Here is a 14,806-nt window from a genome sequence, read left to right on the forward strand (position 1 = left end):
TTTCCAGGTTCGCCACGGAAGAGGGGGCACCGTTTCATTTCAGCTAGCCTGCAAAGAGGCGTCCATGGTGGGCGCAACGAGGCTTGCTGATGCTCAATACATCGAAAGGCGCCTGGCGTCTGCTGTTCGGCACCCTGGTGCTTAGCCTGCTGGCGGCCTGTTCACCGCTCAAGGCGCTTAATTCCCTGACCCCCGACAGCACCTTTATCAAGACCCGGGACATTGCCTATGGCAGCGATCCACGGCAGAAGCTGGATGTCTATCAGCCCCGGCAGGTGGTTCCCGGTGCACCGGTGGTGGTGTTCTTTTACGGTGGCAGTTGGAACAGCGGCTCGCGCAACGACTACGACTTTGTCGGCGAGGCCCTGGCCTCGCGGGGCATGGTGGCGGTCCTGGCGGACTACCGGCTGTATCCACAGGTGCGCTATCCGGCCTTTCTTGAAGACGCGGCCCGCGCCGTGGCCTGGACCCATGAACATATCGGCGAGTTTGGCGCCGACCCGCGGCGGTTGTATCTGATGGGGCACAGTTCTGGTGCCTACAACGCGGCCATGCTCGCCCTGGACTCGCGCTTGCTGGGGCAAGTCGGGCTTACGCCGCAGATCATCAAGGGCTGGATCGGCCTGGCCGGGCCCTATGACTTTCTGCCGATCCGCAACCCTGAGGTGCGCCCGGTGTTTTTCTACCCTGATTCGCCGCCGGACTCGCAGCCGATCAACCACGTCAGCCGCGGCGCACCGCCGGCGCTGCTGATAGCGTCCGATGATGATTCGCTGGTCAACCCACAGCGTAATACCGGTGGCCTGGCCAGCAAGCTGCGAGCGGCTGGAGTACCGGTGCAGGAGTTCTATTTCTCCCGCACTGGCCACGCCACGCTGGTGGCCGCCCTGTCTCGCCCCTTGCGTGGGCTGGCGCCGGTACTGGATCGGGTCAGTGGCTTTGTCGAGTCGACGCCGACTCAGTGAGCCCCGGCAAACCAGCCATCGCGTCGTTCCAGGTGCCAGGCGAAGGCTGCCAGGGTCAGGCTGCGCAGGAGCATGAACAGCAGAAAGGTCAGCCACAGGCCGTGGTTGCCGAAGCCTTGCAGGCCCCAGGCGAAGGGCAGTAGCAGGAGCACGGTGAGGAGCATGCCGTTGCGCATTTCCCGGGCTCGGGTGGCACCGATGAACAGGCCGTCCAGCAGGTAGCTCCAGACGGCGATCAGGGGCAGTACGGCAAGGTAGGGCAAATAGGTGAAGGCGGTCTGGCGGACCTCGGGAATGTTGGTCTGCATCTCGATGAACAGGTGGCCGCCTAGCAAGAACATCAGTGCGAATCCCAGGCTGGCCAGCAATGACCAGCCACCGGCCACCACCAGCGAACGGCGCAGGGCCTGGCGATCGTGGGCGCCGATGGCGTGGCCGCACAGGGCTTCCACCGCGTGGGCCAGTCCGTCCAGGGCATGGGCGGTGAGCAACAGGCCGTTGAGCAGCAGAGCGTTGGCTGCCACCGTGGCATCCCCGAGGCGGGCGCCTTGTACGGTGATCAGGAAAAACACCGATTGCAGGGCCAGGCTGCGGATGAAGATGTCGCGGTTCACTGCCAGCAGCGGGCGCCAGCTTTGCCAGCGGCGCAGCGCGGCCCAGACGATCCGTCCCGGATAGGCGCGCAGGGCCGGCCGGGTCATGGCCAGGCCGATCAATGCCCCGGTCCATTCGGCGATCACCGAGGCCCGGGCCGAGCCCACCACGCCCCAGTCCAGGCCCAGGACGAACCACAGGTTGAGTGCGATGTTCACCAGGTTGGTACTGAGCAGTATGGCCAGCGGTGCCCGGGCATTCTGGGTGCCGAGGAACCAGCCCACCAGGGCGAAGCTGGCCAGGGCCGCTGGCAGGCCCAGCAATCGGGTGTGGAAAAATGCCCGGGTCATCTGGTCCAGGCCCGCCGAGGGTTGCATCAGGTGCAAGGCCGCGCCGCTCAGCGGCACGCCGATGGCCCCCAGCAGCAGTGCCAGGCCCAGGGCCAGCAACAGGCCCTGGAGGAGGATCTGGCGCAGGGCAGCCCCGTCGCCGCGGCCGGCGGCCTGGGCGGCAAAGCCGGTGGCCCCCATGCGCAGAAAACCCATGGCCCAGGCCAGGAAGGTATAGAGGCTGGCGCCTACTGCCACGGCCCCCAACTGATGGGCGTGTGGCAGGTGACCGATCACGGTGCTGTCCACCAGGGCCACCAGGGGCACGGAAATATTCGACAGGATCATCGGCGCGGCCAGGGCCCAGACGCGGCGATGGGTGGGGCGATGATGCCAATCGGTGATCAGGGGGGACATGCGGGCTCCTTGCGAGAGCCGGCATTGTAGCCTCGGCGACGAGAGGCGCCGAGGTTTCAGAAGGGAATCAGTGGATGATCCAGCTCAGCAGCCAGAGACCGAGCACCAGCCAGATGATGCCGAGGATGATCGAGGCGCGCATGAAGGCGCGGATCGCCGAGTAGAGGAACATCAGGCCGATGATCAGGCCAATGATGCTGACAATGGAGGTGTCCATTCCCAGGGCCCGGGACAGTCCGTCGACGAAGTTGCCACCGGCGTGGGTCAGGGTATTGAACAACCCGCTGAGCAGGTCGACGATAAACCGGATGACCGAACCTATGGCCTGGCCAAGCCACTCGAAGAAACTTTCTACCTGCATGTGTGCGTCCTGATGAAAGAGGGGGCGGGTGCCCGAGCTCAACCTTGGGCCATGAATGCCCGCAGCGAGTTCCCTGTTAAGCATAGAAGCTGCCGGGGCCGCTCATTCTGTAGGAGCCGACCGGCCGGCGAAAGCACTCTTGCGTCCCACGGCTATCCCCCGGAAGCTATACGCCTTCAGGAGACCCCGATGAATCTAGAGCAACTGACCCAACGCCTGCACGCCATTCGTGACCACAACGATTGGCGGCAATTTCACAGCCCGAAGAACCTGGCCATGGCCGCCAGTGTCGAGATGGCGGAGCTGGTGGAAATCTTCCAGTGGCTGACCGAGGAGCAGTCGCGACAACTGCCCGCGGACAAGCTGGCTCACGCCGGACAGGAGGTAGGCGATATCGTCCTCTACCTGCTGTTGCTATGCAGTGAACTGGGACTGGACATGGACCAGGTGGTGCGCAGCAAGCTGGCGGACAGCGAACGGCGGTTCTGCTCATGAGCGATCGGCATTTCGACCAACTGGCCACTCGTTTCGCCGAGAAGATCTATGGCGGCGCCAAAGGCGCGATCCGCCTTGCGGTGCTCCAGGCCGACCTCAAGGAAAGCCTGCCCGAGCGGCCGCTGCGAGTGCTGGATATCGGTGCCGGCCTTGGGCACATGTCACTGTGGCTGGCCCAGCACGGGCACCAGGTGACGCTGGCCGAGCCCGCCGCGCCGATGCTCGAAGGCGCCCGCCAGCGTTTTGCCGAGGCCGGGCAGCAGGCGACCTTCATCCAGGCGCCCTGGCAGGAGTTGTTGGGGCAGCTCACCGAGCCCTACGACCTGGTGCTCTGCCATGCGGTGTTGGAATGGCTGGCTGAACCCCACGCGATCCTGCCGGTGCTGCACCAACTGACCAGCGCCGACGGCTGGCTGTCCCTGGCCTTCTATAACCGCGATGCCCTGGTTTATCGCAATCTGCTCAAGGGCCACTTCCGCAAGCTGCGCAAGAACGACATGGCCGGCGAGAAGCAGAGCCTGACCCCACAACAACCGCTTGATCCGCGCGAGCTGGCGGCGCAACTTGAGGGCTTGTGGCGAGTCGAAACCCAGAGCGGAGTGCGGGTTTTCCACGATTACATGCCGGTGGAATTCCAGGCTCGCGCCGAGCTGACGGATCTGCTGGAGATGGAATTGGCTCACCGCCGACACCCAGGTTTTGCCGGGCTTGGGCGTTATCTGCATTGGCTGTGCCGGCCGGTCTAACGGAGTGCGCAATGAAACGCCGCCTGGGTCTGATCTTCCTGTGTTCCGGGCTTGCCGCCTGTCAGGGCAGCAATCCCTACGTCGCCAGTAGCAAGCCTCTGCCACCGGCGCCGCCGCAAGCGGCCAACACCTTCGACCGCAGCGCCTATCCGGCTCCGCAACGGGACTATGGGCGCTACCGCAACTGGGCCTGGCTCAATGGGCGCCTGCCCAACGGCTCGGCCTGGGCCGACTCGGCGCAGATCGCCGAGGCGGTCAGCAATGCCCTGGATCAGCAGGGTTTGCGACCGGTGCAAGACCTGCGTCCGGCGGACCTGTGGGTCAGCGCCGACCTGCACCTGGAGAAGCGCCTGCGCCAGGTCCGGGACGATTATGGTTATGGTGGGTACGGGGGGTACAACCGCTACGGGCCGGGTTACGGCATGTACGGCAGCGTGCCGGTGGTGCGCACCTACGAGGTGGAGGTCGTGGTGGTCCGGGTCAATCTGTTTGACGGCGCCAGCGGCCAGCCGGTGTGGAGCGCCAGTGCCGAGACCAGCAGCAGGGGCAGCCTGAGTGAACGTGCCGATTCGCTGCGTGAGGCAGTGCAAAAGGCCATGGCCGCCTATCCTCCCAGTTAGTTGAACGATGCCCGTTTTTGCTCTTCACGCGGAGAAACAGCATGTTCCATCGAATCGCGTTACTGGTGTGTGCCGCCTTGCTCAGTGCTTGCGCTGCTGACCAGATCAATCATGACTTTGACGCCAGCCGGGACTTTGGCGCCTACCGCAGCTGGAGCTGGAAAGAACCCGCCCTGCAATATCGCCCCGACGATCCGCGCATCAAGAGTGACCTGACCGAGCAGCGCATCCGTCAGGCGGTGGCCGAGCAATTGGACCAGCGGGGTCTGCGCCCGGCCCAGGGCGGGAGCCGGGCGGACCTGAATGTCCAGGCGTATCTGATCGTCGAGGACCGTCAGCAACAGGTCACCACCCACTATGGTGGAGGCTGGGGTGGCCCATGGAATGGCTACTGGGGCGGCCCGATGTACAACGAGACCCGTAACATCACCTACAAGGTGGCGACCCTTCAGATCGACTTGCTGGACGGTAAGGACGGCAGGCTGGTGTGGCGTGGCAGTGATGAACAAATGCTCAGCAGCTCGCCCAATCCCGCCGACCGCACGACTGCGGTGCGTACTACGGTGATGCGAATCCTGCAGAACTACCCGCCGCACTGAGGCCTTTACCAGGCAGGAGCACCGGCTTTGGCAAGCGCCGCAGACAGCCTGTGGCGCGCCTTTGCGCCGACAGTCAGGCGAGCTGGCAGCCTGCCAGCGCAGGCCCGGGCCTTTGACTACACTGCTGTGCATCGATGGAGAGTGCGCTCGGCTGCGAGCCGGTAAAGGAGTGCCCCGATGTCTCCTCTGAAGCGGTTTACCGGCCCGGCCCGTCAACGTGGCGCCATTGGCCTGATGGCGGCAACGACCCTGGGCCTGGCGCTGTTGCTGATGCTGCTGGTGGTGGACAGCGGCCGGCTCTACATGGAGCAGCGCAAGTTGCAGCGGGTAGCGGACAACGCGGCGCTGGAAGCCGTCAGCCGTGGCGGCAATTGCCTGGCCGGCCTGACGGCGGCCACCTATGTCGGGCAGAGTGCAGTGCGCAATGGCTTCGTCGTCGCCGCCGGCAATACCCTGACCACCAACTGCGGCTTCCTGAGCACCGGAGCCGACGGTTTGCGTACCTTCAATGCCAACCCGGCGCAGTCGGCGGCTGTGCAGGTAATCGCCACTAACACCGTCCCCATCAGTGTGGCCTCGGGTGTTGCTGCGCTGTTCTCGCCAGGTCCGATCAACCTCACCACGCAGCTCACGGCCACAGCCGTTGCGGCTGCACCCACGCCACCGCTGGCGCAACTGAGCATTCGCAGCACCATCGCCACCGTCAACAGCGCCAACTCAGCGTTGCTCAATGCCCTGGTGGGCAACATGCTCGGCGGCAGTCTAAACATCAGTGCCGTGGGCTGGAATGGCCTGCTCAACAGCGATATCAATTTGCTGAGCTACCTCGACCAATTGGCCATCGACCTGGGCGTCGCCGCCGGCAACTACACCCAGTTGCTCAACACCCAGGCGAGCCTGACTCAACTGATCCAGACTGCTGCCACCGTGGTCCAGGCCAATGGCGCGACCGCCGACATACTGGCGGCCCTGGGGAGCCTGCAGGCGGCGGTGAGTGCTCAGATACCGGAGCTGGAACTGGCGGACATCCTGAAACTGCAGACCGGTGCCGTGTCCACCGCGCTGGATGCCAACGTGCAGCTGTTCCAACTGCTGCAAGCGATGGTTCAACTGGCCAACAGCAAGAGCGCGGTGGCGGCGGTAATACCGGCCAACCTGCTGGGCCTGGCCAGTGTGACGGTCAGGGTCAAGGTCATCGAGCCACCGCAGTTCTCGGCGGTCGGTGACCCTCGGCTGGCCATCCTCGATCCGTTGGGAGCCAATCGCATCTATGTGAGCACAGCCCAGGTACGGACGCTGGTTTCGGTCAACCTCACGGGCCTGTCCGGGGTGACCGGCCTGGCCAATGCCGTGCTGGGGCTGGTGGGTTCGCTGACACCGACCCTCAACAGTGTCCTGAGCCTGAACCTGGCGGCCACCATCAACTCCGTGGGCTGCCTGCTGGGCGCCGGCTGCCAGCAAGTCGACCCGCAAGTGCTGCCTTCTCCGCGAATCGACATCAACCTGGAGTTGGGGGGCGCCAAGGCCTACGTCACCAACTACAGCTGTCCGACGGGCAACACCGGAAGCAAAAGCCTCACGGCGCACAGCGAATCGTCCCTGGCCGACATCAAGGTCGGGCAGATTGATCCCAACACGACGTTCTCTTCCTCGACGCAACCTGTGGTGACGCCGCTGCCGATCATCGACCTGGGCATCTGGACCTGTCGCAAGATTCTCGGGATCGGCAGTTGCGGGCCAGCACGCACAGCCTTCGCCGCCGGGGGCATCGGCATCAAGGTCGACGCTTCGCTGGGGCGCAGCCAGACCGGGCCGAACCTGGGGCGGGACCTGACTTACTCAAGCGGTGCGCCGGATTTTTCCGTCCCCCCGAACGTCAACCAGGCGCCGAGCTACCAGAACGCTGCCCCGACCAACAACCTCGTCAACAGCCTGTCGGGCACTATCTCCGGGATCAGCCTGCAGGTTTACCAGCCGGTCAGCGCCAACCTCCTGGGTTCGGTGGTGGCGGGCGCGGGAGGGCTGATCAATGGTGTCACCAGCCTGATCATGCCGTTGATCAGCAATCTGCTGAGCCCCTTGCTCGATCCGCTGTTGAACAACCTGCTGGCGGCATTGGGGGTCAGCCTGATGGACGTCGAGGTCGGTGCCAACCTCACCTGCGGGCAGACGGGCAGGGCCTATCTGGTGATCTGATCCGCCTGGACAATTGGCAGTTCGATGCAAAAGCGTGCGCCGTCCTGACCGTTGCTGACACTCAGGCGACCGCCCATGTTCTGGACTATGCCGTAGCTCACCGACAGACCGAGCCCGGTGCCGACGCCCACCGGCTTGGTGGTGAAGAAGGGTTCGAAAATCCGTTCCAGCAGCCGCGGGTCGATGCCGCCGGCGTTGTCCTCGACCCACAGGCGCACCCACTGTTCGTCGCGCTGGCCGTGTACGGCAATCCAGGGTTTGAAATCCTTCTGCTGCCCCTGCTTGCCCAGCAGGGCGTCTCGGGCATTCACCAAAAGGTTGATCAGCACCTGTTCCAACTGGTCGACAAAGCCCAGCACCTGAACCTCGAAACCCAGCTCGCTGATACGCAGTTCCAGCCCCTTGCCACGCATGCCCTCGGCCAGCAGCGACAGGGTCCCCTCGATGGCCTGGGCCGGATTGAAGGGCTGTTGCTCCACCTCCGAGCGCCGGCCGAATACCCGCATGTGATCCACCACTCGAGCGGCCCGCTGGACCTGAGCGTCGATGCGATGGAGTTTTTCGGTCAGGTAGTCGACCTGGATATCGCCACTGTTCAGGCGCTTGAGCACATTGACGATGGCCATGCGCATCACGTTGAGCGGCTGGTTGATTTCATGGGCCAGGCCGGTGGCCATTTCCCCCAGGGTGGCCATTTTCGCGCTTTGCGTCAGTTGCTGTTGGGAACGCCGCACTTCGGTGTTGTCGCGGCCCACGGCCTGGATTTCCAGCAACTGCCCCTGTTCATCGAATACCCCACGATCCGACCAGACCCACCAGGCGTGTTCACGCCCTGGCAGTTGCAGGTTGATCTCGGCGGTGCTGACCGGAAACTCCGGGCTCAGCAACGTGAGCCGCCGTTCAAAACCCTCGCGCTGTTCGGCGGACAGCCACTGTCCGAGATTGCTCCCCGGCAGGTCTTCGGCGGCGCACTCCAGGTAGGCCGCCAGCGGCCGGTTGCCGAAGGTCAGGGTCAGGTCCGGGCGGTAGCGGCAGATCATCGCCGGTGAGTCTTCCACCAGAATCCGGTAGCGCTCTTCGCTCTGGCGCACGTGCTCGGCAGCCAGGGTGGCTTCGGTGACGTCCAGCCACAGGCCAACAGCTTCCACCGGCAGGCCCAGGTCATCGCGCAGCAGCCGGGCTTCGTCCAGTACCCAGTGAAAGTTCCCCTGGCGATCCCGGAGTCGGTAGCGGGCATGGACGTTGCCCTCACGCAGCAGTTGGCGACAGCGCTGGAAGTACAGGTCGCGGTCCTCGGGATGGACCCAGTCCGCCACGGCGCCTTCGTTGCAGTCTTCCAGGCTCCAGCCCAGCAGCGGTTGCAGGCTGGCGCTGAAAAAACTCGGTTGCAGAGCGCCTTCCAGGTAGCGCTGGACATAGATCACCGCCGGCGAGCTGGCGATCAGGTTGTCCAGGCGGGCATGGGCGGCAGCGGCTTGTTGCTGTTGGTTCTTGATATCGCTGATATCCAGCATGAACCCCACCAGTCGTTGCTGTTCCCCTCGTCCCAGGGCCTGGCCCTGCAAACGGTACCAGCGCGTCGCCGCGCTCGGGTCAGCTTCGTGCAGGCGTACGCACAGCAGCAGCGGCTTGCCCAGCTTCAGGGCCTGCAGGCGGCTGTTGAGTTCGGCGCGGTCGGCGGGATGAATCAGTTCCAGCCACTCCTGGACGCTGAGTCTGTTGCTGTCGGCGGGCAGTTGCAGGCTGGCGGCCAGAGGCTTGGCCAGCAACACTTCGGCCGTGTCGGCGCGCAGTTCCCACCAACCGGTGCCCAGCAGCCCTTGCAGGGCTTCCAGGCGCTCCAGGTGCAGGTGATGACGCTGTTCCCGCAGGCGGCTGAGCAGTGGTCCGGCCAGGGCCGCAGTGAGCATCAGCCAGTCGCGGTCCAGCAGGTTGGGCGCGTGTTGCTGTACGGCGTAACAGCCGCACAGCAGCCAGGCCGCGACGCCATGGTCGTCCCGGTAGGGCACCAGAAAACCTTCGCGATGACCGAAGATGCCCTGCAATCGCGGGTGTTCATTCAGGCCCTGGATTTGATTCAGATGCAGCGGTGTATTGCCGCTCAGGCTATCCAGGCCAGTCCCCAGGTCCTGGTCGTCATGCCACAACCGGGGCGAGTCATGGGCACTGTAGCAACTGTGGATGACCCAGCTTTGTTCCTGTTCGTCGAGCAAGGCCAGGCCCAGGCAGGGGATGTGCCAGTAGCGGGCCAGGTCGGCGAGTTGGTCGTGCAGCACGTCCGGCAGGCGGGTCAGGTTGCACAGGCGGATCTGTTCGCTGATCTGCGCGGCGAAGATCTGGCATTGCTCACGGCTCAGGGCCTGTTGGCGTTGCTGGATCAGGTCGCCGATGTCCAGCAGATGCAGCAACCATTGCGAGCCCCAGGGCTGGAGCCAGCCGCGCAGGTGCAAGGTCTTGCCACCCAGCCCGCGCAGGTCCAGGTCCAGCACTTGTCCGCTCCAGTCGGCGGGACGGCCTTCGAGGGCCAGGGTGCTGCCGGGCAGGATGTAGTCCAGCAGGTGCGATGGTTCGGCGCTGGGGGGCAACTGGGCCAGCCCATGACGCAATGGCCCGCTGCTGGTGAGGACCCGGCCCTGGGGGTCGAGTACCAGTTGCAGGCCAACAGCCTGGGGCGGGACCCGGGACTCGTCGGCGGGGAGTGGCTGACGCCCCAGCAAGCGTCCAAGCAGCTTGTCACCAGAGGTCAAAATTGCACACTCGAGATGGCGCTCAGGTTGGTGGGCAGGTTGGGCACCGGGCCGACCACCGGTAATACCAGGCGCGGCAGTACCTGGGTGAGTTTCTGGGTGGGGTAGTCGATCCGTACTGTGAGTACGCCGTTGGCGTACACCGCGCTGTGGTCGGTGGCGGCGAAGTTGAAGGCCGGCGGAATCCAGTTGGTCTGGTTCTGCACCACCGTGTTGGCCAGGTCCTGCACTGTGGTGGCGTAGTCGTCAGTATTGGGGTCGACCGCCACGGCCCGGCGCACCGCTTCAGCGGTCGCCTGGTTGAAGGATTGCATCATCAGCAGCGGCAGGCTGTAGCTGACCAGGCCGTAAAACACTGCGAAGAAGATCACGAACACGGCGGCGAACTCGATCGCCACAGCACCTTTCTGCTTTCTAGGGAGGCCCGGTTTCATGAGTGCGTCTACCCTGACAACCACTATGTCCATTGAGCATAGGATCAATCCGGCAAAAGGAACCCTCTTAGGCGATGCATTTCTGGGTTTTGTGGATCTGGTTGGCAATCTGTGCGCTGCAGGATCTGCGTCAGCGGCAGATCGCCAACAGCTTGACTCTGGGCGTCGCGCTGCTGGCCGGCCTATACCTGTTGTGGACCGGCAGTACCTGGCTGGGGGCCAGTGCCGCACAGGGTGGTTGGGCATTGTTGCTGGCCCTGCTGTTCACTTTGCCCGGGTATGCCATGGGGCGGATGGGGGCGGGGGACGTCAAGTTGATGGCGGCCCTGGGGCTGCTCTGCGATCCGGAGCACTTACTGGGGGCCTTTATCGGCGCTGGGCTGTGCAGCCTGGTGTGGTTGCTGATCGCGCCCAGGCTCTGGTTTCAGCAGAAACAAGGGCTTGAGCCCCAAGAGGGAGGGACCGGCAGGCGCTTGTCAAAAAAATACCCATTTGCTCCCTTTGTACTGGCTGGAATGGTCTTAACTGTGAGCGTGATCCATTAGTCGCCGGACTGATTAATGCGATGTACATAGTCGGAAAGTGGGTCTAGGTTTTTATGTGTAGCTGCCTGGATCATGCGAGGCAGGACAGGAGTGGCCAGTCGACGAATGGCCCGCACGGAGTAGCACGTGAACAAGCTCACCTCACAGATGAAAGTGCTCGTGGTCGATGATCAGCCACTGATTGTCGAAGAACTTTGCGAGTTTCTTGAAAGCAGTGGTTACCGTTGTGTTCCTTGCGAGTCCAGCCTCCAGGCGATGGAGTGCTTCAACAAGGACCCGGAAATCTCCCTGGTGCTCTGCGATCTGCACATGCCCGATATGGACGGTATCCAGCTGGTGCAGGAACTGCAGCGCCTGGCCGGCAAGCATCGGGTGTTCGAAGCCATCATGCTCACCGGGCAGGCGGACAAACAGGACGTGATCAAGGCCCTGCGCGCCGGCATTGCCGATTACTACCAGAAACCCATCGACCTGGACGAACTCCTCGAAGGCCTGCAGCGTCAGGAAGTCGCCTTGCAGGAGCGGCAGAAGAACCTGCACCTGGGGCACCTGAACCAGAAGCTGCAGTTTCTTTCGGAGTCCATAGACGATCTCTACCAGGACCTGGACAAGGTACGGCGTACCCCCGCCGCCAGTCGCAGCGAGGAGTCTCAGGGCGACAGCGCAGACGGGGATGCCATCGAGATTCCGGCCATCTTCAACCAGCTGTCGCCACGACAACTGGACGTGGCGCGACTGGTGGGCAAGGGGCAGACCAACTACCAGATCGCCTGTGAACTGGGGATCACCGAAAACACCGTAAAACTCTACGTTTCCCAGGTCCTGCGGCTGACCCACATGCACAACCGCACGCAACTGGCCCTGGCCTTGTCACCGAGCAATTCGGGGCTGCGCCAGCGGGTCACCGCCCACTGATAACGAGCAGTGCATGGCGGCGGTGATGAGCTTGCCGCCGCTTGATTGCCTCCTGGCTACTTGGTTTCCACCTTGCCACCGGCATCCGGGTCGTACAGGTCCGGAATTTCGTAGTGGTATTTTTTCAACCAGCGTTGCAACGCCAGCTCACGTTCCGTGGGGGTCGCCGACTGTGGCTGCGGCGAGGCGGCCAGGTTGCGGCTTTGCAACAGCAGCCAGCCTTCGGTCTCTTGCTGCTGGGGCGAGGCGGGGCCTGCATCGATGGCTTGGACAGCCAGAGGCATGGTCAGCAGGGCGGTGCAGCAGAGCATGGGCAGTTTCATTTCAGCGCTCCTTGGACGGCGTGGCCTCGGGCTGCAGGGTCGTGGAACCCTTCGCCACCTGGGGCACGGAGGCCGTGGTTGTCGCGGGTTTCCCCAGCGCCTCGGCGCGGGCCTGGGCCTGGGAAAATTGCTGGGGATTCAGGTTGGCCTGGCTGACCACTTCGGCGGCCTGCTTCCAGTTGTCCTGATAAAGCAACAGGGTCACCAGGTTGATGGCCGCCAGCGGCTCGGACTGCTTGAGCTCGATGGCGGTGAGGAATTCGAAGCGTGCATCTTCGATGCGCAACTGGTTGAGGTAGACGACCCCCAGGTCGTTGCGGATTTTTTCATTGGTCGGTGCCAGTCGCGCCGCCCTTTGCAGGTGAGCCTGAGCCTGGCCGTTGTCCCCCCGGGCCGCCGCCAATTGGCCCAGGCCATGCTCGCCCTCGGCGGCCAGGCAGGAGCCCAGCAGGCTGCGGTACAGTGGCTCGGCCTCATTACGGCCCAGCAGGCGGTAGACCCGGGCCTTGCGCACCCGCACTTCGGCGAGGTTGTCCGGCAGGTTCTGCAGGTTGGCCAGGCTGGCGTGCAGCTTGCCGTCGTTGGCCATCTCATCGGCGAGGTTCACCGCCAGTTCCTGCTCGGAGCTGAGCTTGGCGCAACTGGCGGAGTGGGTCAGGGCTGCCCACGGCACCTGGCCGTTGCTGGCGCATCCGCCGAGCAGCAACAAACTGGTGGCGACAATCATGGCTTTCATCCGATTCCCTCTAGGCAGCAAAGGCCCGGGCGATGGCGGTGAAGCCCGGCCCGGCCAGCACGATCAACAAGGCGGGGAAGAGAAACAGCATCATCACCACCGACATTTTGGCCGACATTTTCGATATGTATTCCTGCAGGCGAGTCAGGCGCCGGTCGTCGAGCAACTGCTTGAGGGCCTGCAGGGATTTCATCGCCCCGCCGCCTTGCAGTACCAGTTGCTGGAGAATCACACAGGTGTCGGTGAATTCGTCCACCGCCAGCAGGGTCGCGGTCTGGCTGAGCTCCTGGCCCAGCTCCAGGCCCGAATCGACCCGTGCCAGGATCAGGCGCAACTCGTGGGTCAGTTCCGGCAGCAGCTTCCCGGCTTCGTTGCTCAGGACCCGCAGGGCCTGTTCCACGGCCATGCCCGACTCGAACAGAATGCGCAGCAAGGGAATGAAGGTCGAAATCTCCAGGGCGATCTGCTTCTGCCGGCGGTGAGCGGCGTAGGCCAGGGCGCGCTTGGGCAGCAGATAACCGGCCCCGGCCGCCAGCATCGGTACCAGCCATTTGCTTTGTGCGTTGGGGAATGCCACTTCCTGGACAAAGATCACCAGGCACACCGCCAGCACCGGGGTCGCGATCTGGCTGGCGGCGAACAGCGAGCGCTGGCTGGCGCGACGCCAGCCCAGACGGTTGAGCAGGGTCTGGGTCTCGCTGTCCATGCTGACGGCGCGCTGGCCGAAGCGGCTGTCGCCCAACTGTCGCAGCCAACTGCCCAGGCGGTTGTCACGGGTCAGGTTGCCTTGCAGGCGCTGGGCAACCTGGCGCTCGCGCCGGCGTTGCTCCAGCACGCCGTTGCCAAGCAGCAGCAAGGCACCTAAAAACAGCATCGCAGCGGCCAGCAGAAGCATTTCAGATACTCCTCAACATGCGCCACAGGGCCAGGCAGCCGAAGATCTGCAAGCACACGGCAGTGATCAGCATTTTCTGTCCGGAAGGGTCGTGCCACATGCCCAGCATGTAGCCCGGGTTGGTGAGCATGAAGTAGCCCACCAGCAGCAGCGGCAGGGTTCCCAGGACCCAGGCGGTCATGCGGGTTTCGCCGGTCATCGCGCTCAGTTGTCGGGCCCCTTGTTCCCGCTCGCGAATCAGCTTGATCAGGTTCTCCAGCAGCTCGCTGGCGTTGCCGCCATATCGGTGATTGACCTTAAGGCCCAGGGCGAACATGCGTAACTCGTCCTGCTCGTAGAACTCGGCGAAATCGTTGACCGCGTCCGGCAGATTGACCCCCAGTTGCACGTTGCGCTGGATACGCCCCATGGCTTGTTTCAGCGGATCGTTACTGGCCTCGATGGCTCCCAGCACGGCGTCTGCCAGGGTGCGTCCGGACTTCAGGCTGCGCACGCTGTGATCCAGCAAGGGCGGCAGTTGTTCGATCATGCGTTTGAGCCGGCGCTGGTACAGCCAGGCGATATACAGCCGCAACAGCAGCGGTGGGCCGAAGAGGCAGCCCAGCAGTCCGAGCCAGTCCCCCAGCAGGTAGCCCAACAACATCAGCACTGCCCACACCACCAGCCACAGGCCCAGGCGCTCACTGGGCTGGCCCAGGCCGGCGCGGGCAAAGGCGCGCTCCAGGCCGATCCATGGACTGCGTTGCGGGCTCAGCTCGGGTTGCCCTTCGGCCAGCCGGTTGAGCACTCGCTCACGCTCGGTCTTGCGCACACCGTGGTAGAACAGCCAGCCGGAAAGCCCCAGCAGAATCAGGCAGATCAAGGTAAGCAGCAGGCCGATCATGGGCTA

The 14,806-nt window shown here is 64.0% G+C and carries 16 protein-coding genes; 8 read left to right on the top strand and 8 right to left on the bottom strand.

Annotated elements, in window-relative coordinates; genetic code table 11:
* Nucleotides 1-89 precede the first annotated feature (89 nt).
* Nucleotides 90-965, top strand: a complete 876-nt coding sequence (locus J5M73_RS15265; protein WP_102862998.1) for an alpha/beta hydrolase — start codon at nt 90-92, stop codon at nt 963-965.
* On the opposite strand, the gene J5M73_RS15270 is transcribed toward J5M73_RS15265, so the two are convergent.
* A complete protein-coding gene (locus J5M73_RS15270) occupies nt 959-2,305 on the bottom strand; it encodes an MATE family efflux transporter (protein ID WP_110650868.1) in 1,347 nt (448 codons plus the stop codon). The genes J5M73_RS15265 and J5M73_RS15270 overlap by 7 nt on opposite strands.
* A 67-nt stretch (nt 2,306-2,372) precedes the next feature.
* A complete protein-coding gene (locus tag J5M73_RS15275; RefSeq protein ID WP_102863000.1) occupies nt 2,373-2,666 on the bottom strand; it encodes a hypothetical protein in 294 nt (97 codons plus the stop codon).
* A gap of 189 nt (nt 2,667-2,855) precedes the next feature.
* Between J5M73_RS15275 and J5M73_RS15280 the strand changes: the two genes are divergently transcribed.
* The 5 genes from J5M73_RS15280 (at nt 2,856) to J5M73_RS15300 (ending at nt 7,322) form a co-directional block, all read left to right on the top strand.
* Nucleotides 2,856-3,161, top strand: coding sequence for a MazG-like family protein (locus J5M73_RS15280; protein WP_102863001.1), 306 nt, complete (start codon nt 2,856-2,858; stop codon nt 3,159-3,161).
* Nucleotides 3,158-3,907 (top strand): methyltransferase, encoded by a 750-nt coding sequence (locus J5M73_RS15285; RefSeq protein WP_102863002.1) that lies wholly within the window; start codon nt 3,158-3,160, stop codon nt 3,905-3,907. Before J5M73_RS15280 ends, J5M73_RS15285 begins: the two co-directional genes overlap by 4 nt.
* A gap of 11 nt (nt 3,908-3,918) precedes the next feature.
* Nucleotides 3,919-4,527 carry a DUF4136 domain-containing protein gene (locus J5M73_RS15290; protein WP_102863003.1) on the top strand — a complete coding sequence of 203 codons (609 nt, stop codon included), beginning with the start codon at nt 3,919-3,921 and terminating at the stop codon, nt 4,525-4,527.
* 41 nt (nt 4,528-4,568) lie between these two features.
* Complete coding sequence (locus J5M73_RS15295; protein ID WP_102881942.1) at nt 4,569-5,126, top strand: DUF4136 domain-containing protein; 558 nt, start codon at nt 4,569-4,571, stop codon at nt 5,124-5,126.
* 177 nt (nt 5,127-5,303) lie between these two features.
* The gene (locus J5M73_RS15300) at nt 5,304-7,322 is read left to right on the top strand and encodes a pilus assembly protein TadG-related protein (RefSeq protein WP_207167013.1); all 2,019 of its coding nucleotides are present in this window, start codon (nt 5,304-5,306) and stop codon (nt 7,320-7,322) included.
* Here J5M73_RS15300 and J5M73_RS15305 read toward each other — a convergent pair.
* Together J5M73_RS15305 and J5M73_RS15310 are read right to left on the bottom strand one after the other, a co-directional pair.
* Nucleotides 7,307-10,069, bottom strand: a complete 2,763-nt coding sequence (locus J5M73_RS15305) for an ATP-binding protein (protein ID WP_207815841.1) — start codon at nt 10,067-10,069, stop codon at nt 7,307-7,309. The genes J5M73_RS15300 and J5M73_RS15305 overlap by 16 nt on opposite strands.
* Complete coding sequence (locus J5M73_RS15310; protein ID WP_115581522.1) at nt 10,066-10,503, bottom strand: TadE/TadG family type IV pilus assembly protein; 438 nt, start codon at nt 10,501-10,503, stop codon at nt 10,066-10,068. Before J5M73_RS15310 ends, J5M73_RS15305 begins: the two co-directional genes overlap by 4 nt.
* A 74-nt stretch (nt 10,504-10,577) precedes the next feature.
* Between J5M73_RS15310 and J5M73_RS15315 the strand changes: the two genes are divergently transcribed.
* Complete coding sequence (locus J5M73_RS15315; protein WP_102863008.1) at nt 10,578-11,048, top strand: prepilin peptidase; 471 nt, start codon at nt 10,578-10,580, stop codon at nt 11,046-11,048.
* Between the two features lie 126 nt (nt 11,049-11,174).
* Complete coding sequence (locus J5M73_RS15320) at nt 11,175-11,963, top strand: response regulator transcription factor (protein WP_102863009.1); 789 nt, start codon at nt 11,175-11,177, stop codon at nt 11,961-11,963.
* 56 nt (nt 11,964-12,019) lie between these two features.
* Here the strand turns inward: J5M73_RS15320 and J5M73_RS15325 are convergent, their stop codons facing one another.
* The 4 genes from J5M73_RS15325 to J5M73_RS15340 are packed head-to-tail and all read right to left on the bottom strand — an operon-like array spanning nt 12,020 to nt 14,800.
* The gene (locus J5M73_RS15325; RefSeq protein WP_102863010.1) at nt 12,020-12,286 is read right to left on the bottom strand and encodes a DUF3613 domain-containing protein; all 267 of its coding nucleotides are present in this window, start codon (nt 12,284-12,286) and stop codon (nt 12,020-12,022) included.
* A gap of 1 nt (nt 12,287) precedes the next feature.
* Nucleotides 12,288-13,022 (bottom strand): tetratricopeptide repeat protein, encoded by a 735-nt coding sequence (locus tag J5M73_RS15330; RefSeq protein WP_102863011.1) that lies wholly within the window; start codon nt 13,020-13,022, stop codon nt 12,288-12,290.
* A gap of 10 nt (nt 13,023-13,032) precedes the next feature.
* Complete coding sequence (locus J5M73_RS15335) at nt 13,033-13,917, bottom strand: type II secretion system F family protein (protein ID WP_102863012.1); 885 nt, start codon at nt 13,915-13,917, stop codon at nt 13,033-13,035.
* Nucleotide 13,918: 1 nt separating this feature from the next.
* Nucleotides 13,919-14,800, bottom strand: a complete 882-nt coding sequence (locus J5M73_RS15340) for a type II secretion system F family protein (RefSeq protein ID WP_102863013.1) — start codon at nt 14,798-14,800, stop codon at nt 13,919-13,921.
* Nucleotides 14,801-14,806: the final 6 nt, after the last annotated feature.

This window comes from Pseudomonas sp. 50_B (assembly GCF_017491625.1).
Classification (GTDB): domain Bacteria; phylum Pseudomonadota; class Gammaproteobacteria; order Pseudomonadales; family Pseudomonadaceae; genus Aquipseudomonas; species Aquipseudomonas danubii.